General features: G+C 36.8%; 15 protein-coding genes. 6 read left to right on the top strand and 9 right to left on the bottom strand.

All coding sequences use genetic code 11. The annotated features are described in order from the left end of the window. Positions 1-414: 414 nt before the first annotated feature. The 3 genes from AC106K_RS18915 to AC106K_RS18905 are packed head-to-tail and all read left to right on the top strand — an operon-like array spanning position 415 to position 5,340. Positions 415-3,372: a SusC/RagA family TonB-linked outer membrane protein gene (locus AC106K_RS18915; protein ID WP_482447012.1), complete on the top strand. Its 2,958-nt coding sequence runs from the start codon at positions 415-417 to the stop codon at positions 3,370-3,372. Positions 3,373-3,375: 3 nt separating this feature from the next. After that, positions 3,376-4,836 (top strand): SusD/RagB family nutrient-binding outer membrane lipoprotein, encoded by a 1,461-nt coding sequence (locus AC106K_RS18910; RefSeq protein WP_482447011.1) that lies wholly within the window; start codon positions 3,376-3,378, stop codon positions 4,834-4,836. 54 nt (positions 4,837-4,890) lie between these two features. Next, entirely contained in the window at positions 4,891-5,340 is a 450-nt protein-coding gene (locus AC106K_RS18905; RefSeq protein WP_482447009.1) for a lipocalin-like domain-containing protein, read from the top strand. A 79-nt stretch (positions 5,341-5,419) separates the two neighbouring features. On the opposite strand, the gene AC106K_RS18900 is transcribed toward AC106K_RS18905, so the two are convergent. Beyond that, a complete protein-coding gene (locus tag AC106K_RS18900; RefSeq protein WP_482447008.1) occupies positions 5,420-5,575 on the bottom strand; it encodes a hypothetical protein in 156 nt (51 codons plus the stop codon). A gap of 163 nt (positions 5,576-5,738) precedes the next feature. Here AC106K_RS18900 and argS point away from each other — a divergent pair, with 163 nt between their 5' ends. Next, a complete protein-coding gene (argS, locus tag AC106K_RS18895; RefSeq protein WP_482447007.1) occupies positions 5,739-7,499 on the top strand; it encodes an arginine--tRNA ligase in 1,761 nt (586 codons plus the stop codon). 58 nt (positions 7,500-7,557) lie between these two features. Here the strand turns inward: argS and AC106K_RS18890 are convergent, their stop codons facing one another. The 5 genes from AC106K_RS18890 to ccoN form a co-directional block, all read right to left on the bottom strand. Further along, positions 7,558-8,526: a YihY/virulence factor BrkB family protein gene (locus tag AC106K_RS18890; RefSeq protein ID WP_482447005.1), complete on the bottom strand. Its 969-nt coding sequence runs from the start codon at positions 8,524-8,526 to the stop codon at positions 7,558-7,560. Positions 8,527-8,537: 11 nt separating this feature from the next. After that, the gene (tamL, locus tag AC106K_RS18885; RefSeq protein WP_482447003.1) at positions 8,538-10,865 is read right to left on the bottom strand and encodes a translocation and assembly module lipoprotein TamL; all 2,328 of its coding nucleotides are present in this window, start codon (positions 10,863-10,865) and stop codon (positions 8,538-8,540) included. Continuing rightward, positions 10,865-15,892 carry a translocation/assembly module TamB domain-containing protein gene (locus AC106K_RS18880; RefSeq protein WP_482447002.1) on the bottom strand — a complete coding sequence of 1,676 codons (5,028 nt, stop codon included), beginning with the start codon at positions 15,890-15,892 and terminating at the stop codon, positions 10,865-10,867. Before AC106K_RS18880 ends, tamL begins: the two co-directional genes overlap by 1 nt. Before the next feature lie 294 nt (positions 15,893-16,186). Beyond that, positions 16,187-17,074: a cbb3-type cytochrome c oxidase N-terminal domain-containing protein gene (locus tag AC106K_RS18875; protein WP_482447001.1), complete on the bottom strand. Its 888-nt coding sequence runs from the start codon at positions 17,072-17,074 to the stop codon at positions 16,187-16,189. Positions 17,075-17,093: 19 nt separating this feature from the next. Further along, positions 17,094-19,373 (bottom strand): cytochrome-c oxidase, cbb3-type subunit I, encoded by a 2,280-nt coding sequence (gene ccoN / locus AC106K_RS18870; protein WP_482446999.1) that lies wholly within the window; start codon positions 19,371-19,373, stop codon positions 17,094-17,096. A gap of 184 nt (positions 19,374-19,557) precedes the next feature. Between ccoN and AC106K_RS18865 the strand changes: the two genes are divergently transcribed. Both AC106K_RS18865 and AC106K_RS18860 read left to right on the top strand, forming a co-directional pair. Continuing rightward, complete coding sequence (locus AC106K_RS18865) at positions 19,558-19,851, top strand: helix-turn-helix domain-containing protein (RefSeq protein ID WP_047097729.1); 294 nt, start codon at positions 19,558-19,560, stop codon at positions 19,849-19,851. A 466-nt stretch (positions 19,852-20,317) separates the two neighbouring features. Continuing rightward, entirely contained in the window at positions 20,318-21,127 is an 810-nt protein-coding gene (locus AC106K_RS18860; protein ID WP_482446997.1) for a response regulator transcription factor, read from the top strand. Positions 21,128-21,187: 60 nt separating this feature from the next. Here AC106K_RS18860 and AC106K_RS18855 read toward each other — a convergent pair whose 3' ends face one another. The 3 genes from AC106K_RS18855 to AC106K_RS18845 all read right to left on the bottom strand — a co-directional run bounded on the left by AC106K_RS18855 (position 21,188) and on the right by AC106K_RS18845 (position 24,800). After that, positions 21,188-21,502, bottom strand: coding sequence for a helix-turn-helix domain-containing protein (locus AC106K_RS18855; protein WP_482446996.1), 315 nt, complete (start codon positions 21,500-21,502; stop codon positions 21,188-21,190). A gap of 204 nt (positions 21,503-21,706) precedes the next feature. Beyond that, entirely contained in the window at positions 21,707-22,168 is a 462-nt protein-coding gene (locus tag AC106K_RS18850) for a transposase (protein ID WP_482446995.1), read from the bottom strand. A gap of 406 nt (positions 22,169-22,574) precedes the next feature. Continuing rightward, positions 22,575-24,800: a hypothetical protein gene (locus AC106K_RS18845; protein ID WP_482446994.1), complete on the bottom strand. Its 2,226-nt coding sequence runs from the start codon at positions 24,798-24,800 to the stop codon at positions 22,575-22,577. Positions 24,801-25,003: the final 203 nt, after the last annotated feature.

Genomic DNA, 25,003 nt, shown 5'->3' with positions numbered 1-25,003 from the left:
ATACAAATTTTTAATATATTTTACTACCGCCTTCGGGCGGTTTTTTCGTTTTTGTAGGGCCTTAAACAAAAATTTTTGATGAATAAAAAAAATATGCATAGCATTGTATTTCTACACTAAGTGAAACATTTTCTTTAATAAAATTAGTTCACTGTATTGAGATTCAGTATGTTATATAGCTAAATACGCTGTAAAAGTATAGATAATATCAATTTAAATGATTGTTATTATTTCCTAAAAAAATATAATGTTTAAATATTTGATTTTCGTTAAATGTATTGGTTTTAACTAATTTTATTATTTTTTAATCATTATTTTTTCTTAAATATTGAATAAATGATATTTTTTTCAAATTTTGCTTTGTGGTATTAAGAAAGTTTTACAAATTTGTACAGTCACAAAAATTAATTTGATATGAAGAAACTAACAGCAAGTCTTCTTGTTTTAGTACTGTCTTCTTCCATAGCTGTTGCCAATGCCCAGCAAAAGAATGATACTATTAAAACAAAAGAGATTGAGGGCGTAGTAGTAACTGCTCTCGGGATTAAAAGAGAAAAAAAATCACTGGGTTATGCTTCTGAAGAAGTAAAAGCCGCAGAACTAACCGGCGGAACGACCAATACAGGAAACGTAGCGTCACTTCTTTCTGGGAAGGTTGCCGGATTACAGGTAAATACAAACAACAACTTTGGCGGATCTGCAAACCTTTTGATCAGAGGATATAAATCTCTGTCAGGAGGATCTCCCCTTATTGTAATTGATGGATCTCCTGTTAATAATACAACCGTTTCAACAGGTGCTTCATTCGATTATGGTAACTTTTTATCAGATATTAATCAGGAAGATATTGAATCAATCAACGTTTTGAAAGGTGCAGCAGCATCAGCTCTTTATGGGGAACGAGGAAGCGACGGGGTAATCCTGATTGTTACTAAAAGTGGTAGAGGAACTAATGACGGAAGTTGGGGAGTTACTTTAAACTCCGGAATTACGGCTGGTTTTATTGATAAATCTACTTTCCCTACCTATCAGTCAAAATACGGTGCAGGATATACAAGTAAGTTTAATAGTAAACTTTCTCCCGATGGATATAACTATGCCAACTTTGGAGATGATGCATCTTATGGACCTGCATTTAACCCTAGCCTGTTAGTATACCAGTGGGATTCATATGATCCACATTCTCCTAATTACGGAAAACCAACGCCTTGGGTTGCAGCTAAAAACGGACCTATCAAATTTTTTGAAACACCAGTCACATACGTTAATACAATTACCATTGAAAAAGGAAACAAGACTTCTAATCTTTCCTTATCCTATTCCAATATGCTTTCCAATGGTTTGATGCCAAATTCTGAATTGAGAAAAAATACAATTTCAGCTAAATTCAACCATGACTTTACAGATAAATTGCATGCTTCTGTTTTCACGACTTTAACTTTACAAGATACAAAAGGGCGTAATGAAACGGGGTATTCAGATAATATTCTCTCAGGATTCAGACAATGGTGGCAAACAAACGTTGATGTACTTGCATTGAGAGATGCCTATGCTAATAATGGTAATTCTAACGTTTCATGGAACAGAACTTCGCCATCAAACGGAACTCCTCAATTCTGGAACAACCCTTATTTCCAGAGGTATCAAAACTATCAGTCTGATGACAGAACCAGGGTGTTCAGTTATGCACAGTTGAAGTATGATATTTCTAAAAATTTCGGAATTACAGGTAAATTATCTTACGATGATTTACAAATGGTGGTAGAAGAAAGATTAATGAACGGATCACTGCCACAGGTATTTGGTGCTTCAGGGTTAAACGTTACCTCAGGTTATGCAAGAACAAACGTAAAGAATACCGAATTGAATTTTGATTTATTTGCAAATTATAAATTTGATATTACTTCTGATCTGAATGTAAGCGGTATTGTTGGAGGGAACGTTAGAAGAAACCTGATCGATAATGTGTATATGAGTACAGAAGGAGGTTTATCAAAGCCTGGTTTATTTGCAATATCCAACTCAGTGAGAACAATACTTCCTCCTGATGAAAACTATGCAAGATTCCTAACTTCAAGTTTATATGCTACTGCATCTTTTGGATATAAAAACTTCTTATTCATAGATGGTACTTATCGTGTCGATCAATCGTCTAATTTACCAAAAGGAAATAACAGCTATGGTTATCCATCAGTAACAGGTGCTGTAATTTTATCAGAACTTGTAAAACAACCTTGGTTAAGTTTCTGGAAAGTAAGAGCAAATTATGCTGAAGTAGGTTCCTCTACCACTAACTACAGATTGGTAAACACATTTAAAGCAAGAGGAGAAGGTTTATTCGATCAACCTTATTTCCTTGCCAATCCAAACTTAAAACCTCAAAGATCAAAAGAAACTGAATTTGGTATGGAAGCTCAGTTCTTCAAAAACAGATTAGGTTTTGACATTGCTATTTATAAAACAAGAACATTTGACCAGATTATTAATCTTCCGGTTTCTTCTGCAACAGGATACAGAACTTTCCTTGTAAATGCAGGACAGATTAATAATAAAGGGATAGAAGTTCAATTGAATGGTACACCATTTAAAACCAATAACTTTACTTGGGATGTAAATGTAAACTGGTCTAAAAATGATAATGAGGTAATTTCATTAAACGGAAATTCACAGAATTATTTGTTAGCAAGTTATCAAAATAATGTCTCTATGAATGCCCGTGTAGGTGAAGCTTTTGGAGCTTTAGTTGGGTCTGATTATGTATATGATGCTAACGGAGAAAAAGTTATTAATGCAACAACAGGAAGATACCTGAAAAATAATAACCAGATTATTGGAAATATTACCCCAGATTGGGTAGGAGGTGTAAGAAACAGTTTCCGTTATAAAGAGTTTTCAGTAAGTTTCCTTATTGATGTGAAAAAAGGAGGAGATGTATTTTCTCCGGATATGGGATACGGAATCTCAACTGGTCTATACGCAGAAACTGCTGACTATAGAGAAAGTGGAATTGTATATCCAGGGGTAAATCCGAATGGAAATGTAAACACCACTCCAACTTCTCAGCCGGGAATTAGTGGACGTGTTGATGGATATAACGCCATGCCAAATAAAAGATTTGTATATGATGCTTCTTATGTGAAGCTGAGAGAAGCAAGTATCGGATACAATTTACCAAAATCAGTTTTAGCGAATACTGGGATCAGAGATGCAAAAATCTCTATAGTAGGTAGAAACCTTTGGATTATTCACAAGAACCTGCCTTATGCAGATCCTGAAACAGGAACAGGTAATGGTTTAGCTGCTAAAGGGCAGTCGATAGGATCGCTTCCTACAACTCGTGATATTGGTATTGATGTAACTTTAAAATTCTAAAAAATGAAAAAATTATTTTTAATCATAGGTTTGGCTTCATTAACATTAACGTCTACTTCATGTGAAAGAGATATAACGTCACTGAATGAAGATCCGAAACACCCCACAGAAGTTCCTTCGGGAGTACTTTTTGCCAGTGCAGAACAGGCATTACTTAATCAGGTTTTGAATGTAAATGTTAACCGTAATATAACTCGTTTTTTTACTCAGCAATGGGCGGAAACAACATACGTAGATGAGAGTAATTACAATATGACAGCAAGACCAATTCCAAGGAATCATTACAATCGTATGATGTCTTCAGCTTTAGCTACAGCTAATTCTCCCGGAGTTTTATCCGCATTGAGAGATGCCAGAAGATTTCTTGAAACAGAAGGCGTAGAAACGGTTAAGAAAAATAATAATATAGCCATGATAGAGTTGACCAATGTTTATGCATGGGCTAACTTAGTAGATACTTATGGAGATGTTCCTTACTTTGGAGCCTTAAAGGCTACTGCAGAAAACCCAGGGAATGCAGAAATTCCTTATGATGATGCCAAAACCATTTATTTGGATCTTATTAAAAGGATTGATGCCGCAATTGCGATGATGAATACTTCTACAACAGGATATTCCAATGATCTTATCTATAAAGGAGACATGTCCAAATGGAAGAAAATGGGAAATTCATTGAAGTTTAAACTAGCTGTTACTTTAGCGGATGTAGAACCTGCACTTTCTAAAACGTATGCGGAAGCAGCATACAATGCCGGATTGTTTACTGATAAACAGGATAATTTCGGTCTGCAGACTTTCCCTTCAGGGTTATTGTCTAATCCTGTTTATCAGGATGTCATCCAGTCTGGTAGAAATGACTTTATTCCGTCAGATGTTTTGATTAATTTTATGAACTCTAAAAATGATCCAAGAAGAGATATTTGGTTTACAAAAGTAGCGGGTGCTTTCGTAGGTGGAGAATACGGTTCAGAAAATGAATTTGATGATTTCTCACATTTTACTGATGCTATTTCAGGAGAAAATGCTCAAGGATTCTTGTTAGATTATACTGAAATTTCTTTCTTGAGAGCAGAAGCTGCACAGAGAGGATTTAGTGTTGGTGGTACTGCTGCTGGTATATATTCAGAGGCAATTATGGCTTCAATGGTAGAGTATGGAGTGAGTAATGCAAATGCTATGGCTTATGTTGCTGCTAATCCGTATGATGCTGCAAACTGGAAAAAATCATTGGGAGAACAATCATGGGTAGCTATGTTTAATAAAGGTTTCCAAGCCTGGAATTTTACAAGAAAGTATGATTACCCGGTATTTGTGAATCCTGCAGGTTCATTAGTGGAGGGAGTTCCTGTTAGAATGTTTTATTCAGATCAGGAATATCTTCTAAATGCAACATATGTTAAAGCTGCTGCTGCAAAAATAGGCGGAGACAAAGTGACCACGAAGATCTTCTGGGATAAATTTTAATTAATAACCTGTTGTTTAGACAACGATTCTGTTTAAATAACTTAAATACTTTATATGAGACTTTTTATAGGAATTCTTCTTTTGTTAGGAGTAGCATCATGTTCCAGTGATGATGATAGAAATGTAACCGTTGAAAATCAAAATGTAAATGGAAGCTGGAAACCATATAAATATGAATTTAGAGGAAAAGATGTTATGTTGAGTGACTGCGAACGTAAAGGACAGTTGCTGATTAACGCTGATTTCTCTGGAGTATATGAAAGGTATGCTGTTGCAGAGTCAACCGGCAATTGTAATAAAGTTGAATCTTTTCCTGGTAAATGGAATTTTGATAAACTGTATAGTACCCTTACCCTTACCTATACAGAAGCTGGAATTTCTAAAACGTTGAAAAAAGAAATAGACGGATTTTCTGATACTGAACTCAGAATACTAGATAACAGTAAGAATTTAGACAGTGAACCTGGAAATGATGAAGCCATTCTCGTTTTCAGAAAAGAATAAATTCTTAAAGATAAAACCGCCTTCGGGCGGTTTTTTTATAGACATATTTAAGGAGAAGAGAGCTTATATGAGCTCTTTTTTATCCTCCACAATTTTCGGATTTAGGTACACACGCGCCCCATGCCTGACATTGTTTGTAGCCAGTAGGGCATTTCCCCCATGGCTCGCAGCATGGTGCATTTCCGGCAGTAATTTTTTTAAGATCTGTTTTCGTGAATTTTTTTAGATTTTTCATAATAAAGTTTTGTTTAATGAGTATAATAAATATAGAGAAAATATGTGCATGATGTTGGTTTTCAATGTAAATATTTAAAAAATCTGTCAAATGATTGAATGTCTGGCTTTGTATTATGGGCTTGTCTTTTTTATTTCACTAAATTTGTACTTTAAATTTTGAGATGAATATTAAAGATATTATAGAACAGAAACTTTCAGAAGTCATTTTGAATGTCTATCAGTTGAAAGACATCAAACTGGAAGTTCAGGAAAATAAAACGGAATTTGAAGGCGATTTTACGATCGTTACCTTTCCATTGGTGAAGCAATTGAAAAAAAATCCTGAAAGCATTGGGGTTGAGTTAGGGGAAGCTTTAACAGAGCAGACCGAACTTTTCGAAAGCTTTAATGTAGTAAAAGGTTTCCTTAACGTTAAAGTTAAAAACCAGTTTTTCGTAGATAACTTCAGATCGGTAAGCGACGGTTTTTCAACAATAGAAAAGAAGAATGCTACAGTAATGGTAGAATATTCTTCACCCAATACCAATAAGCCTTTGCACTTAGGACACATCAGAAATAACCTGTTAGGATTTTCTGTTGCTCAGATCCTGAAAGAGGCTGGCTATGATGTGATAAAAACTCAGATCATCAACGACAGAGGGATTCATATCTGTAAATCGATGTTGGCATGGGAGAAATTCGGAAACGGAGAAACTCCTGAAACTACCCATACAAAAGGAGATAAATTTGTAGGGAACTATTACGTTGAGTTTGACAAAAATTATAAAAAAGAGATTTCAGAACTTGTAGGTCAGGGAGTAGAAGAGGAGCAGGCTAAAAAAGATGCCCCAATGATAAAAGAAGCTCAGAAAATGCTTCTTGATTGGGAAAATGGTGACGAAACAGTAAGAAATCTTTGGGCTGAAATGAATTCCTGGGTATACAAAGGATTCAATGAAACCTATAAAAGACTAGGCGTTGACTTTGACCAGGTTCAATATGAAAGCAATACTTATATCTTAGGAAAAGATCTTATTCAGGAAGGATTGGAGAAAGGAGTACTGTATCAGAAAGAAGACGGTTCTGTTTGGTGTGACCTGACAGATGAAGGTCTTGATCAAAAACTACTTTTACGTTCAGACGGTACCTCTGTTTATATGACTCAGGATTTGGGTACGGCAGTGGAGCGTTTTAAACAAAACGATATTCAGAAGCTGATCTATACCGTAGGAAATGAGCAGGATTATCACTTCCAGGTCTTATTTAAAATCCTTAAAAAATTAGGATACCAGTGGGCAGATCAGCTATTCCACCTTTCTTATGGAATGGTAGAATTACCGGAAGGTAAAATGAAGTCCCGTGAAGGAACTGTGGTAGATGCCGATGATCTGATGCAGGAAATGTATGAAACCGCAAAATCAAAAGCTCAGGAACTAGGAAAACTTGAAACCCTTTCAGAAGAAGATAAAGAAGCATCTTATGAAACGGTAGGATTGGGAGCATTAAAATATTTCATGCTGAAAGTGGATCCTAAGAAAAAAATGCTTTTCAACCCGGCTGAAAGTATTGACTTCAACGGAAATACAGGGCCATTTATCCAATATACCTATGCACGTATTCAGTCGTTGTTAGCCAAAGCGGGTACTTTGCAGACAGAAACGGCTGATATTGAATTAAACCAATCTGAGAAGGAATTGATCATGCAGCTGGCTAACTTTAAAACAGTAGTGGCAAAATCTGCAGAAACATTAAGTCCTGCTTTAGTGGCCAATTATGTATATGACCTTGTAAAAACATACAACTCGTTCTATCAGAATAATCCGATCCTGAATCAGGAAGATGAAAATGTAAAACAATTCCGTTTAAATATTTCGGACCTGACAGCGAAAACGATCAAAAAAGCGTTAGAACTGCTGGGAATAGGAACCGTAAACAGAATGTAAAAAATAGAAGCCTTTTGAATTTTCAAAAGGCTTTTTTATTCTAACTATATCAGATATTTTACAATTGTTTTGAGTCCGGCACATTCGGGATTTCATGGTCTTTTTTGCCAGCCATTTGTTTCAGGCTATCGGCATAGAGTTTGGCAGGAGTCCATCGTGCATGTTTGGAGAGAACCACTTCATAGCCTTTTTTATACGTATATACTTTCGTGAATTTAGCTCCGAAAAAGATCAACATGCAGGAGTAGTTGATCCACATCATAATCAGAATCACTGTTCCGGCAGCTCCAAATGCTGAAGTAGGTTTTACCTGGTTGAAATAAAGACTTAATAAAAATTTTCCCAGTGTAAATAATACCGTTGTTAAAAAAGCACCCCGCCAAACGGACTTCCAGCTAATCTGTATATCAGGTAATACTTTAAACATCAAGGCAAATAGAAGCATAACAAGTCCGAATCCGATTGAGAAATTGACGAATTCAACGAGCATATACGTCTCAAATCCAAAGTATTGGGTGATGATCTTATTAAAAAGACTGATAAGGGAGGACAAAACCATTGTGATCATCAGTAAGAAACCCAAAATGAGAATCATCCCGAGAGAATTGGCCCTGTCCAATAAAAATTTAAGTAAAGCTTTTTTGGGAGCAGCTTCTACATCCCAAAGTGCATTCAACGTATGTTGCAGCTGAAAGAACAGGGTAGTGGAACCAAAAACCAAAGCTCCTACTCCCACAGCTTTCATGAAAATATTTTTTTTGTCAATCAGGGCACCTGCCAGCATTCCTTCAATACTTTTGGCAACATCAGGTCCCATAATGCCGCTGATCTGTGTACTGATCTGCCCCCGGATTGCTTCTTCACCGAAAAAGTTTCCGAGTACCCAAATGATAATGATCAATAATCCCGGGATAGAAAAAATAGCATAATAGGCCAGACTCGCCGAATCTTTTGATGCAGAAGAGTTGTTCCATTCTGTAAACGTATCTTTCAGAACCTCCCAGAAAAATTTAGCATTATTAATCATATCAAACTATATTAAAATGGATAGCCAATAGCAATATTAAAAACAAGATTATCTTTTCTCCAGCCCGGATCACCGAAGTTGATCTTATCAAATGTCCAGCGGTCTCCCTTGGCATAATAAGGAACTCTCAATGGCATCGCCAGGTCTAATCTTAAAATCAGGATAGAAAAATCCAGTCTCAGCCCCACTCCGGCGCCTACAGCAATTTCATTTAAAAAATCTTTGGTGAATTTTCCGCCAGGTCGGCTGGTATCATTGTTGATAAGCCATATATTTCCGGCATCCACAAAAACGGCAGCATTCAGAAATTTATAAAGATTAGCACGGTATTCGGCATTTAGTTCAAGCTTTATATCTCCGGACTGATCGAAGTAAATACCCTGACCTATGGTTCTGGGGTCAAAACTTCCCGGACCTAAAGTTCTTGCACGGAATGCTCTGATACTGTTACTCCCTCCGGAGAAAAACTGCTTAGAGAAAGGAACGAATTCTGAATTTCCGTATGGATAGGCAATTCCGCCAATAAACCTCGTGGCCAAAGAAGATTTTTCCGTAAACTTATGATAGAATCTGAAATCGTTTTCAATCTTGGCATATTGACTGAAAGGAATTCCGAAGATTTCTTTTTGTTTATCGTTTTTGGCATCAGCACCGGTTACCAGACCTGTAATATTTCCTGCCAGATCCAATGTCCCTTTATAATAAAAAGTATTGGTTTTAGGGAGCATGGTATTGGTGTAGGTGTAGGAATAGGTAGGTCCAAAGATCAGCTGTTTCGCTACAACCCGTTGCATGGCAGGATTATTTGCAGACTCTGTTGTGTACAGATCTGTAACTTTTTGTGGAGAAACTAGGGTGATGTCAATCACTTTCAGTTCATGTTCCTTTCTTGCATTTTCTTTCCATAAGTACCCAAATGAAGCTGTGAAGTTATTAAGGGTATAATACTTTGTTCTGTTTTGGAATTCATATCCCAATGTAATATTCGTTCTTGGAACAAATTCACTGGAAGAATGAAAACGGAAAGGAGCAACAATCCTTGGGATGGAAAGCTGTACATTAGTTCCTGCACGGAAGATGTTGTTGGCATCCTGAGCACCTCCCATCTGGAAATCAAAAGCTCCGTAGATGGCGGCTTTGAATTGTTCAGCACCTCGGAAGAAATTTCTGTGCGTCCAGTTCAGGTTCAGCTCACTCCCTGCATAGTTGGCAGAATTGGTCCTTCCTAAAGCTTCAAGACGGAGGGACTGGATTTTTTTTGGTGTCAATAAATAATAGGCATCAAACTTATGCTGTAAAGAATCTGAAGTAATAAATTCATTTTTCACAAACTTGAATACTCCTAAGCTGATCAATCGGTTCAGCGTAAGATTATGATTCGATCGGTTATAAAGATCTCCTTGTTTAAAATACAGTGCTCTGTCGAAAATTTTCGGTTTGAATTTGTGCTGTGGGTCAATCACATAAATATCATCAAAAGCATATTTAGAAAGAGAATCCTGATTCATAGGAATACTGTATTTCCCGTCTTTTACATCCTGAATATTGTAATTGGGAAACACCACCACCTTATCAATACTGAATTGTTGAGTAGCCAGATCAGGAGTGTTCTCCTTTAGCTTTACATTCAGCTCTACTTTATGATTTTTGCTTACCGTACTGTCTGCCTGTACAATGATATTATCCGGATGGAAATAATAAAAACCTCTTTCTTTTAAACCGTTATCAATTCTTTCCCTTTCCGCCTTGATGACGTCCAGATCAAAAGGCTGACCATTTTTAAGAAGTGTTTTATTCGTTAAACTCTGAATTTCCTGATTGACGAGTGTAGAATCTTTCTGAAATTTCACCCCGTCCACAAGATACCTGGCACCGGGTCTTACCGTATAAATGACCTGCGCTTTTTTATTCTTTGAAACCGTATCATAAGTAGCCCGCGCATTGAAATACCCTTTGTTTTCAGAATAATTCTCAATAATATCCTTATTGAATTCACGATCTACGTCTCCCAATAATACAGGCTTTTCACCCATTTTATACTTAAGCCAGTAATTAAAACCTTTATCCTTCTTAGGCTCTTTGGCAATATTATAGAAATACAGCTTAGGACGCATTCCTAGAAATGTAGAATTAGGCTTGGGAGTAAGATTCGCTTCCAGGGCAGACTGAAGGTTCTGCTTTTCTTTTTTCGGGATAGTATCGTTTTCGATCTTTACCTTAGCTCCGGTATAGAGCATCTGGCCTTCTTTCAGAAATCTTGTATTGCTGCAGGAGATTACTGTTGATGCCAATCCGGAAACCAACAGAGATTTACAATATATAGGGAATGTTTTACTCATTACTTAAATTCTACCACTTGATTGTTTTGATTCTTTTTAGGTTTCTTCTCTTTGGACTTCTGGAATATCTCCCTGAATTTGTCATAATCCAGAGTAATGATAAACCCGACTCCGGTTTCAATGATCTGCCCCTGAAGAGCTACCTGATATTCGTCCTTACGATATGCCCGCAGCATATACCTTCCATCTTTGGAAAGGCTGTAATCTACAGAAACATTACCGGCAATATTGGTCATATTTTCATTCTGACGGGCTTGTCCTTCCAGTCCGAAATTACTTCCTACAGTCACTTTCAGCCTATCATTCAACAGTTTTTTACTGATGTCTACGTTCAGGTCGGTTCTGGTATTTTTCTCTCCGGTAGAATAATCCTCCGAAGAATCAAGACCGAAATTCAGATCCACGCCTTTTATAAGTCCTGAGGCAAGATTGTTCAGCTGTTGAGAAAGAATTTTACTTACACTCTGTCTTGCCATCGTTTCTGCGGACATTCCGGCACCACTCTCAAACGGGTTTTCTCCGATGAATCGGTTCAGAAGGAGTAAAGCAAATACCTGTTTATTCATTTCAGACTCCTGCGTTCTGAGCTGAGCCAGTTTTTGATCGATAACCTCCTTTACATTGGTCGATATAGAATTATTCTTTTCCTCTGTAGTAATGTCAAAACTAAGCTGAGGTTTCAAAAGTTCACCTTTCATCTTCAATAAAGTGTTGAAAGGTATTCTCTGTTTATACTGATTCATTACGGAAGCGCTCTGTCCGCTGACCTGCTGTTCCACAAGATCAATAGGAGGGGCTTCGGTTTTATATACGGCAGTAATATTCATGATCGCCATGGTAGGTTCCCCGGTCCAGGTAATGGTACTTCCTTTCTGAATATCGAATTTACGTTTCAGGAAACTTACCGAAAGATCATAGCTTCCTTTGTTGACTTCATACACCCCAACAAGAGTTGTTTTTCCTGAAGGATCAATTCCTCCGGTCAGTTCCGCTTCCCCCTGAAGCTGTACAAAATCTCCATTTGCTTTATCAATGATCAGAGAAAGTTTAGCTTCTTTGCTTATTTCAATATTAACACTTACATCCATCCCTTTGATACGGCTTTGTGCATTAAGAGAATCCGTTTTTACTGTTTTGTTTAAGACAACCTGATCCTGATCAATAAATTCTACAATACCGTCTCTTTCCTGTAACGATGGTGTAGACTGAGGCAATACAAAAGTGAAATCCGTATTGTCTGAAACACTCAGTCTTCCGTCTACTTTTGGCAAATCCAGATTTCCACGGATACGAAGTCCGGCATCAATCGCAAGAATTCCGTACATCATCGCATCATTTGTTTTTTCTGAGTTTACGACTTTGAAATCTTTTGCATTCACATTCAGGTTAAATGCGAAGTCCCTGTAAGTCTGGGTAAGAACCTGTCCGTCTACCACAAGAGCATTTCCGTCTTTATCGTTAATTTTAAACTTATTAAATTCGATACCACGGCTGGTAAAATCAATCTCATCGTTCAGTTTTCTGAAGTCACTTCCTGTTTTGGCAATCTCCAGGCCGGCATCATTGAATTTTACTTTTCCTAAAATATTCGGTTTGTCAGAAGTTCCGGTGATCTTTAAGTTCCCGGAGAGATAGCCTTCCGTATTGGTAATCGCATTCATTGAGAAACCTTGAATACTCTTCATCTGAAGCTGGTTGATCGCCATATTCAGGTCGAATGTACTCGAGGAAGTATTGTAATCTCCAAGAATTTTCACATCATTATTGTTTCCGGAAAGAGCAATATCAGCATTTAAGATTTTAGGTGAAGCATTGTTGACCTTTACTGCCAGATTTCCTACCGGACTTCCATATACGATCAGATCGGTAATGTTTAAATCCGAAGTGAAAGTCATATCTTTCATCACATCCCTCAGCTGAGCCTTCCCGTTGATTGTTCCTCTTGCCAGAACAGTATCTTTTTTAATAAGTTCTGTAATGGTTTCGATCTTAAAATCTTTCAGTGAAATATTCAAAGGGCTGCTTGGGCTTGGGCTTTCAGACTGGATAGAAATCTCACTACCCGCATTGGAAAGAATAAAATTGTCTGCAAGAATTCCTTTGTTGCTGATCTGAATTTTGTTGTTTTCAGCAACATTCCAGTCGGTGTAGTTGAGTTTTAAACCATTTGGATTTAAAGAGACTTCCGTAATATCATTCAATGATTTGGCACTTCCCGCAATAAGGAATCGGGTCGCATCTTTTTCATCTTTTGTGGTGATATTATACCTGATGGTGTTGTCAGCAACATCCCCATCGATATTGATTTTATTTAAAGAAAAACTGGAACTTTTCAAAGCTGCTACATTCAGGCTGTATTGCAGTGCCTGGTTTTCATTGGTTACTTTTAAAACTCCGTTTTCAATCGTATTTTCACCATAAAGCAGCTGCGGAACCTGTCCGTCGATTTCAATTTTCTGAGAATCGGCATCATAGTTTCCTGTTAAATTAATGGTTTCAAAACTTTTCAGATCAGGAACAAATTTTCTGATAATATCATCATTTTTAATTTTTGCGGTGAAAGCAAAATGCTGTCCCGGATCAATTTTCTGGCTTTTATCAGGTTTCTGAAACTGATAATATTGGTTGACTGTCTGCGTTAAAGCTCCAAAAATCTGGGTAAGCTTATATTTTCCTTTCAACTCTACGTCTGCAACCTGAGAATTGAAAATGATCTGAGTAGAGTCTGCAGTAGAGGAGGCTTTCAGATTCAGTTCCTGTACAGGATAAACTTCTTTGGTATCAGAAAATGCAAAATCTTTCAGGTTCAAATAGCCGTTCAGATTATTCGGATCAAGACTTGTAAAATCCCCATCAATTTTTCCGGCAATGATCATTGGCTTTTCATAAAAACCAAGTTTGTTGACATCCAGTTTGATCACCTCACCATTCACTTTTACCGTAGGATTTTTTTCATCATAAACTCCGGAAGCAGTAAGCAGTAAGCTGGCATTCGGGTCTTTTGAATCTAAAATTACATGGTAAGCCCCTTTGTTGATCTTGCCTGTCAAATTCATGTTCTGGTAACGGTATCCTTTGTAGACTGCTGAAGCAACATGCCCTTTTAAGTATGCATTGGCATTTTTGAAATCAAAGCTTTCTCCTTTTGCCGCAATCTGTGCCGTAACCGGGCCTATATCTTTGTTTTGGATGATTTTTCCTACCTGTACGCCCTGAAGATTGGCTTTCACATCATACAATTCATGATTTTTCCTGCGCATATCAACATTGGCAATAACTGCCGCATTCCCAAGAGTGGAGTAGAGGTTGAGGTCTGCATTTACCACTTTGGTGGTTCCTTTTGCATTTCCTTTAATGCTGAAATGAGAAGGAAGTGAAATATTGGATGGAATTGTATTTTTAGGAACAAGATTAAAGATGGTTCTGGCCTCAGAAGAAAATTCCCCGATGTTCAGATCATAAGACAGCTGATCAGGATTCATCGCGTTTTTAACCTTTCCTGAAGCAACGACTCTCAGCTGATCCAGACCTGATACTTTAAGATCCCGGATCAAAAGGTCATTTACACTGCCTTTTACATTGGCATTGACATTAAGAATGGCATTCGGGTATTTATTAAATGGAACTGTATTTCTTAAAGTAGGCACCAGATTCAGAATATCTGAAAAACCGATTTTTGAATCTTTAATATTGGCTGAAATTTTTACTGCTCCAAGGTTTGAACTCAGCTGATCGATAGAGTTGTAATTTAAAATAACCTCATTACGCACTAAAGTTTTCGGAGTCTGAAGATAAAGATCCTTGAGATAAGCCTCTTTTTCTGCATAGACGAAATCTGTGTTGAATTTTTGAATATCCAAGCCTCGTGACTCCTGGATTTCTGCGGAATTAACAGTTCCTGCAAAAGTATTGTTCTCCATTTTGAAACTTCTCACTTCCACATTCATTTTTGAAAAATTCAGGTGGTTGAAGTCCATTCCTTGTTTGGTGGGAGCAATGGCTGTATTGTTGTAAGTTGCTTTTACATCATTAAGAACCAGCTTGCCTAAAAGCAATTTCATCGCTTTATCCTGATCCGAAGCTTTTGAAACTTCAGGTTCTTTGGTATTTTTAGGCTGAGCATTCTGGGCAGGAAGATAAAGGTTGGCATTAATATCTGCCCCGGAAAGGAAGACATTGGCAACGTTGTAGGAATTGTTTTCAAGATCAAGTTTATTAACCTTTGTGCTTAATTCCTTAAATAAAACCTTGGCAAATGTTTTGGTATTGTCATCTCCATAATCAATATCAAAATTGGTAAGCTTGATGCCTCTAAGCCCGATATTCATTGGTTTTTTCTCATTAAGAGAATCTACTTTTTTCTCAACTTTTTTAGAAACTTCCTCTACAATCCCCTGCTTTAACTTTAATTTTAATCCATCCAGATTAATATCATTGACAGCGTAGGTATTTTTATTGAGATCGAATTTTTTTACTCTTGTATCAAAAGATTTGAAGTAGAGCTTAATGTCATTCTTCGACTGCTGGTCGTTGAAAGTGACCCCAATATCTTTTAGATTAATTTTATCAAGGGAAATAATGAAGGGCTTGGACGAACTTTCTTCCTTATCACTGGTTGCAAAAGCATCAATGATATAATCGAAATTGAATTTGCCGTCGGGCTTTCGTACCACATTGGCACGGGCACCTTCCAGATCTACAGAAGTAATGTCAGCCGTTGAATTGAGCAGCTTCAGCATATGTAAACCTACATCCAGCTTTTTAACCGCCAAAAGAGTATCTACATCCTGTCCTTTGAGGTAAAGGTTTTCCATCACAAGGCTGTTGGGAAATCCGATATAAACTCTTTCAAGGCTTACCGGAGTTTTGATCTTTTTCTCAAGGTAAACAATAAGCCGGTCTTTGATGAAATTCTGAACGGCGGGAAGTCTTAAGCTTAGTATCAACAGGGTAAGAAATACCAATACTGAAATAAAGGTTATTGCAATACGCCTTAGAAGTTTTCTTTTGTTGATTTTTAGTTTCAAATGAAATGGGTTTGTAACAAAGATAATAATACTAATTTATTCACTCTTTGTTGTGGTACCCTTTTGCGAATGCAAAAATCCTGCCTTGGCTGGCCTATTATGGAATTTTTAGTCTGTAGTTGTCAAGTGAATAGTTGAGTAAGACGAGCCAAGGTGCGGATTTTTATGCTTTAAAATGCCCCCTTTATATCATTTTTTAATGTTGAAAAGGTTAGTTAGCAAAAATGAAAATTCAAATGTTAGTGTAGTTCTAAAGGGGGCATGGCATGGTTTGTATAAAAAGATAATAAATTTTTATTCGTTTCCGTTTTCCCATTTTACCTCTTCTCCCTGTGGTGTGGCACCACCTTGAGCCGGGCTAATAGGAGCAGTTTCCTGATTAATATGATAAATATAGGCTGCAATTTTTTCAGCATCTCTTCCCGTGATGGTTCCTTCTTTGATGAAAGGTCTCATGGTAGGATTGTTGGGAGAACCGTTTTCAAGCATCCAGAATACATTTTTAAATAAACTTTTTTCTTTGATGTTGATCCAGTGAGTGTCGGTAAGGTTAGGACCAATACCTCCTTTCCCTCCGTCTCCGTGGCAGGTTACACAATTGGTCTTGAAAAGTTCCTGACCTTCTGCGATATTATCAGCACTGTATTTGGCAGATTCCAGATCGATCTGAGGAGCACTTTTTTCATATTCCTCAATGGAAGCCAGCATCGTTTTCGCTTCTTTGGTGTACTCAGCTTCCGGATGGGCATAATCTGTAAAGGTAAAGGCCGTAAGATATACCACACAGAATATACATCCGAACCAGAACAGACCGATCCACCATTTAGGAAGAGAATTATCAAGCTCTGTGATCCCATCGAAACCATGGTCGATCAGAATATCTTTTTCCTCTGTCACAGACTGCTTTTTGAAAGCAGAGTTCCATAGTTTCTGGTAATAAGGAACATTTTTTTCTGCCAGATATTTTTGTTTTTCTTCTTCCGGTAAGCGGGCGAAGTTTTCATTTTCGATCAGATCTCCTATGGAATTCATGATGAGAAGAAGGATGATAGCAATCAGTATCAACGCCCAGAAAAAAGGTGATGAAAAGTAGCCTGAATCGCTGGCGAACATTTCAAAGGCCATTATCGTTAAGCCTATCGTGGTTGCGATATATATTGAAATAGGGGTTCTCGTTTTCATGACAATACAATTTTAATGATTAGTCTACGCTTGCAGTTTGGATCTGTGTCGTCTTGATGTCGGTACCTAATCTTTGAAGATAAGCGATCATCGCTACAATTTCTCTTTGTTCCAATGGGATATAAGCTGATCCTTTTGCTGTTTTTTCCTTGGTCATCTGATCTTTTACATCAGCAGCTTCTGCATATATTCTTTTTACAATCGCTTTTGACTGGTTGTCTGCCCACTGATTAGCTGAGTCGATCTGAGCTTTTGTGTACGGTACATCAAAAGAGTTTTTCATCAGTTTCATTTTATCCACCATCTGCGTACGATCCAGTTGGTTGGTAATTAACCATGGGAAACGTGGCATGATAGAACCTGCGGAAGTAATCCTTGGGTTATACATATGTTTGAAGTGCCATGAATCCGGGTTTCTGCCTCCTTCTCTGTGAAGATCCGGTCCGGTTCTTTTAGATCCCCAAAGGAATGGTCTGTCATACACAAATTCTCCAGCTTTTGAATATTGTCCGTTTTTTCCTTCAAATCTTAAAACCTCATCACGGAACGGTCTGATCATCTGCGAGTGGCAGGCGTTACAACCTTCACGGATATAAAGATCTCTACCTTCAAGCTCCAGTGGAGTGTATGGTTTTACTGCGGTAATGGTAGGAACACTTTGTTTCAGTGATAGGGTAGGAATGATTTCCACAAGTCCACCGATGGCTACCGTAATGAAAGCTAAGATAGCAAGCAGGGTAGGCGTTCTTTCCAGCCATAAGTGTACCCCTTCTCCTTCTTTTCTTGCTCCACCGATGTTGGCTAATGCAGGAGCTTCAGCAGGTACTTCTTTCTGGAATGAACCGGCTTTAACCGTTTTGATGACGTTGATCACCATTAAAATTGCTCCGGACAGATAAAGCACACCTCCTAAGAATCTCATTTTAAAGTAAGGAATAATTGCGGTTACTGTATCTAACCAGTTTTTCCATAATAGAGTTCCGTCCGGGTTGAACTGTTTCCACATCAATCCCTGTGTGAATCCTGAGATATACATCGGAACTGCATAGAAAATGATTCCTAATGTTCCCAGCCAGAAGTGCCAGTTGGCTAATTTTTTAGACCAAAGGGGTGTTCTCCACATGATTGGTACCAGGTAATAAACTACTCCGAATGCCATGAAACCATTCCATCCAAGAGCTCCCAAGTGTACGTGACCAATCACCCAGTCGGTATAGTGCCCGATTTTATTTAATGATTTTGTTGCTAATAAAGGTCCTTCGAAAGTTGCCATACCATAGCAGGTAACAGCCACCACAAAGAATTTCAGGATAGGATTTTCCCTTACTTTATCCCATGCTCCTCTCAAGGTAAGAAGACCATTCAGCATCCCTCCCCATGATGGGGCAATCAGCATAATAGAGAATCCTGTTCCCACAGCCTGAGCCCATGCCGGTAATGCAGTATATTGCAGGTGGTGAGGCCCGGCCCATAAGTATACAAAGATCAGCGACCAGAAGTGAATAATGGATAATTTGTATGAGAATACCGGTCGCTGAGCAGCTTTTGGCATAAAGTAATACATCAGACCCAATACAGGGGTGGTTAATACGAATGCTACCGCATTGTGCCCATACCACCATTGTACCAATGCATCTTTTACACCTGCATATACAGAATAAGATTTCCAGCTTGTGAAAGATAAAGGAACTTCCAGGTTATTGAAGATGTGAAGCATGGCTACGGCAATCCATGTGGCCATATAGAACCAGATCGCTACATATAAATGTCTTACCCTTCTTTTGGCAATCGTTCCGAACATATTGATTCCGAAGATGACCCATGAGAACGTAATTAAAATATCAATAGGCCACTCATGTTCAGCATATTCTTTAGACGTATTGATTCCCATCAGGAATGTAATCACTACAGAGATAATCATCAACTGCCATGACCAGAAGTGAATCCATGAAAGCGCATCACTATACATTCTTGTTTTCAGGAGTCGCTGCATACTGTAGTAAGCACCGCAGAAGAAGGAATTACAGACAAAAGCAAAAATTACAGCACTCGTGTGAAGCATTCTGATTCTTCCGAAGCCCATAGCACCCTGAGTATTGATCAGTCCCTGAATATTACCCGATGCCAGACTTTTAATTGTTGTATCATCCGTCCCGAATAAAAATTCAGGCAATTCAGGATAAAAAAGCATCAGTGCGGCCGTAAGCCCGAGCAGAAATCCTACAAGTCCGAATGCGATAGTAGCATAGAGGAATGCTCTGACAATATTATTGTCATAATTAAATTTTTGCGTCTCCATAAATTCCAATAGTGTTTACCGAAGTGATATTTTCTCTGAAAAGAGGCTTATTTTCCAGCTTTTTCTATGATGAAAATAAATATCATGTAACGTGTATAATGTTTTGCCAAAGGTATTTATTAACTTTGTTAGAGGCTAATAGATAATCTTCTAAAATATACCGAAAACTACTAAAACAAAAAGGATGAAAGTGTGTGGACAAAATATCAGAAAAATTCGTAGGAGCAAAGATCTTACGCAGGAGTATATGGCTTTTGAAATGGGGATTTCCCAGAAAGCATATTCAGATATTGAGAATTCTAAGGTGAAGATCAACCTGGAAATCCTTACTAAAATATCAGCTATTTTAGACATTAAGCCTTCCGATATATGCAGCATTTCGCACCAGTGCAGTACAGACGGATATGAAGATAAATACCAGGGACTTCTGGAATACATGAAAAAAAATAATATTTCGGTTCCGAAAGAGTTTCTTTAATTTTTTCAGTTTTATCTCTGCTAAAACTATATGTAATGACCTCCCAAGAATGATCAGGGGAGGTCATTATTTTGTTGTGTTAGAATTGTGTTTTGAGCCATGAACCTGATGATAAAGATGGCGATGAAGAAGTAATTTTTTAAATCTCTTAAAAAAAATCTATATTTGGTGATATAAAATGAGAACACAGTATTTATGATGATTTATTCTTCCAAGCAGAGATAATAGCCTGTTGAGCTATGTGATGGTTTGTAAACTGAAAATGCAGAGTATTTAATATAAACTATCACAACACAAAATTCTTCATTCTTTTTGTATTATTAAAGAACAAAGTGGGGTTCATAATATATTTATGTTCTTAATTAGGGAATGCTTAAAATGACAGATATCTGTCATTTTACTAGTATAAAATACAGAGTATATTTAAAATTGAGTTGACTTTTTACTTAAATTTTTATATTCTGTAATGAGAAATAAAATCACTCCTATAAATATTGAAGAATTTTCAAAGAAAATGAAAGTTTCAAATACTGAATTTGGAATAAGTGATTATTATAAAATATTTGAAAATACAATCAGAATGGCAAAAAGATTTGCCATGAGTTCTTTTTATTGGTTTATACATAATAATACAGAAATGAAACTAAAGTGGGTAAGCGAAAATATTCATCAACTGACCCCATATACGAAAGAAGATTGGCTAAATCAAAGTCTCCAATTTATTATAGAACAATTTCATGTAGAGGACAGATCTTATGTATTGGCAGCAATCAAATTTGCTTCTGAAACTTATCAGGATATGAACAACAATAAAAGAAAAGATTTTAAATTCAATATATATGCAAGGGCACTTAATGCACATAATGAATATACATGGGTAATGATACAAATACCTGATATTTATATTAATAAAAGAGGAAAAATTGAAAGTATTCTCTATATTGTTTATGATTTATCTCACTTCAGGATCATCAATAAGCCATTGATTTCAGTTATTGATTATATGAGCGGAAAGATGATGTATTACTATAAGTACTTTGAGCAGGGCATCAAAGAAATAGAGACGAAATTTCCGGTAATTACCGATAGAGAAAAACAAATATTAAAATTAATGGGGCAGGGTCTCAATTCTCCTGAAATTGCCAAGGAGCTATTCATATCTTATCATACGGTAGAAAATCATAAACGAAACCTCAGAAAGAAAACAAATACTAAAACCTCAGCTGAATTAATGGTTTATATAATAACTTATAATCCCGCTTTTTTTAATGATTAAATATTTTGATCCTTTATTTTTTCAATGCAATCTATCTGATAAAAACATAATTGTTTCTATTTATAAAAAAAATCTTTTCCACTTCGTAACAGAATTACGGCTAATATTGAAATGAATTGCCAATTGCTTGTTGTTCAGATTATATCTCTTTTGATAATCCAAAATTTGTAATATATCAGATTTATTGTAAGAACGGTATTTTTGATTAATCTTCTCTAATTTTCCAAATATTCTTTGGTTTAAATCCAGAATTTCCATCGCAGAAAGAGGACTTTTCATAAGAAGCTCCCTGCATTGTGCCATTTTTTCAGGATATTGCTTTTGAATAATATCCGAATAGATCTGATTATAGTTAGGGTCATTATATTTTTCCATATTTTAAAAAGGTATACTATACCGAGCAATTACAGTGTTGTTTTCTAAATTCTATGATCAATATTCTTTTTCTTCCGAAGCAATATCTTTTTAAAATATAATACCACTCGCTCTCGAAATAGAAAATAAATCCTTCCTCTATTTTTGACAGAAGTTCTTCCTTAGACTGGCTAAAAAATCTTTCATTCAGCGAAATTATTTTCTTCATTTAGGGTTGGATAAAGGGGCATCGGGCTTTGAATTTAGATGTTTATTGATCCATTTATAAAGTGTAGTTTTTGGAATCCTATATTTTTCTATTACCTCATTTCTTGACATTTCTTTTGATTCGATTTGAGAAATTATAAAATCAATAACCTCCTTCGTGTAAAGCTTTTTTCGAAACTGTGGCAAACTGATTTTATGGTCTTCCTGTTCTTTCATTATTTTGATAGTTGTAGGAGGAGCATACAGAATAAGATGTTGTGAATAAATCCTAAAGAAATCATATTCCAATAGTTTGCTCCACTTTAAAAGCACCAATGTAGAAAAATCTTCCTGCAAATACATTTCCTTTATCTCCTTTTCACTACACTTCATAAAATTGCATATTCGCGACATTTCTATCCCGCATTCTTTCAGCCTTCTTTCCACGATACTTCCTATATGTATTTTTTTAAAATTCATGACTGTTTTGTCTTTTGTTATACCCCGCAATGATGCTGCGGTCTATTTAGATTTTATTTCCGGCGTCTCAAAAATCACCAGTCGATCTTGTATCCCTAGTATTGTTACCTATATAATTCTATTGGAAACAAAGGGACCATTTTTTATAATCCAGAGCAATCCAACGTTGTCGTCCTTCCATTCATATTCACAGTAACGATGTATGATTTTGAAAATTAGCTTTTAATGTCCCATTCTCATAAGACTTCCCCTTTCTGCTACATGGAAAAGGCTGCTCAGTATAAAACATTTTTAATTTTTACCTGGGCAGCCTCATCACAAAACATATAGTTTTAGTAGATATTCCAATTATGCATCTTTATATAGAAAGACTAATATTCTGCATAATCAGTAATTAGCATTCGGTTTATTTAGCCCACCATTGCAATACATATCCATCTGTACCATTTACTCCGGGATGTTTACCTAGGTTTGTGTCATTCGGTATACAAACATCAGTCATTGTCTTACTAGGATAGCCACCTTGTGCTGGACCACTGATGCCTACGGATTGAATTCCGGCTACACAATATCCAAAAGGCATTACATTTACATATTCTCCCACAACCCATAATGGCCAATTGGAAATAATTGCATTATTAGTTCCGTTACTCATGATAGTAGGTGCATAATAGTAGCCTCCCTGATCCCAATGATTGTTATAAGTTGTATTATAAAACATGTTATAATTACTAATAAGGATTCCATCAATACTTACCTTGGCAGTTCCGTTAGTATTTCCTACGACATTGAATGTTTTTCCAAGATACTTACCTGTCACCGTCAAAGCACTTGCTCCACGGAACTCCGATTGACTTCCTGTAATTATGTTTGATACTGGATATTTAAAATAAGATGCAAGTGTAACATTGGCATTGGTTGGCTGATCGGTGAATATTTCTCTTGTTGCCTTACCTGCCCATCTTGTTTTCTCAGCTGTGGTAATTCTGAATTCGTTATAATTCATAGTACCTGTTTGTGTGGTCACAACATTCGTATTATCCAGAGTTGTTCCTCCCCAATTAAATACACCATTGGTTCCAAATCTATTCTTAGTATCTGCAACCCCTTCAGAATAAGACATTAATAAAGTATATCCTCCCACTTCCTTATCCAGTGCAGTTGCTTCTACGGCGTCTACCATATCACATTTAGTTTTATACCGATTAGAAGTTGAGGTTCCGATCCAGTATTCTCCATCATTGGCTACTAAAGTACCTGAAGAATTAAATTCATCATAAATAGCCTGGCAGCTTGGTGCAGGATTATTAAATGTACCTATCGTAGATCCTACGGTGACTCCAAAACTACACGGACTGCTACCAGGTGCGGTAAATGTATAGGTATACAGGGTACCATTGTCTGTATTGCTAGGTGTGCCTTGGGCATACAGTCTTATACTGGAAGTACTTGTAGTAATATTAACCGGTCCGGAAGAAAACGTTAGTCCATTAGTCGTATTGGTAGTAATGGTAGCTGTACCCGGCGTTGTAACGGAAGTTATTGGTACATCAATATAGTTTGCTGAAGTAGCTGTAGTTCCTTTTGTATAGACTCCATTCTTTGAAAGCCCACTACAGTTTACTTTGAATGATGTTGTATTGCCAGCTACACTGATTGTAGCACAAGAAGAAGCCACTGAAATTCCATTGAATATAAGAGATACAGTGTCTGTACTAGGCCCTGTACTAGGTGTTCCTTGGCCGTCCAGAACTATAGTCTGAATGCCTGTTTGAGTAAATGTACCAGATTTAGTAAAACTATATCCATTCGTAGTATTAGCTGTTATCGTGTAGGTTCCAGGTTCAGATACGTTCACGCTTATTGTATAAGTATTTGCTGATGTAACAGCTGTACCTGCTTTATAAGTACCAGATGGGCCAGATGGGGAAGAAGTGCAATCCTGTAAGGTGAATTTTGCAGGTGCTTGCGTACCACAGAGACTTAACCATTTGGCAACATTGTCGTCATAGTAGTTGAAACAGTTCTGCGTTGTATTATAAATCAGTAATCCGTTGGCCAGGGCTGCTGGGATCTGATCTCTCTGTGCGGTGCTTAGACGTGGTAACAATACTCCTTTATTAGATGAAGTTACATCAAGCATCGCATTTGAATCTGGTTCTGCTTTGCCTATACCAACATTTCCATTATCAGTTGCTACAAATTCGGTTCCTGTAGTTCTTGAAGAGCCATCAGATTTTACAGCTAGTTCCACTCTTTGTCCGGAAGGGTTTCTTACCCAAACCGCAAGCGGTTGTCCTCCCGCATAGGACCCCACTGCTACCCATACAGATTGTATACTATCATAAAAATAGAATCCTTTTTCTAGAATATTTACTGTTTTTGCCGTAGTACCAGCTGTTTCACTGGTAATAAATACCAATGTGCCATTTTGATCATTTCCGTATTGACTATCTTTAGTACCAAGATCATAAACATCAAATCGTGGAACGATTACACCATCAGGATTACCTGTTACTTTACCTTTCTCTATATGTAGAGTAGATTTTGGAGTATCGGTGTTAATACCTACCTGTCCAAAAGCATGAACTATGGAGAATATGGTCATGATTGATAATAATTTTTTTTTCATCTTAGATTTTATTTTTTTTAAATTAGTTACTTTAATATTTTGCAAGTATTATTGAGGGTATTTATAAATAGTTAAGGTAGATGCTAATATCGTATTCATTTTTACTTTGTTACGAAATTAATTGATCAGAAAGATTTGTGAAATGACAGATATATGTCATTTTAGTATAGGTAGAGAATTGGACTGAATTATTTCAATAAAGC

The organism is Chryseobacterium sp. FR048, assembly GCF_056844665.1.
Note: the sequence above shows the minus strand (reverse complement) of the source record. Positions and strands in the feature narration are given on the sequence as shown.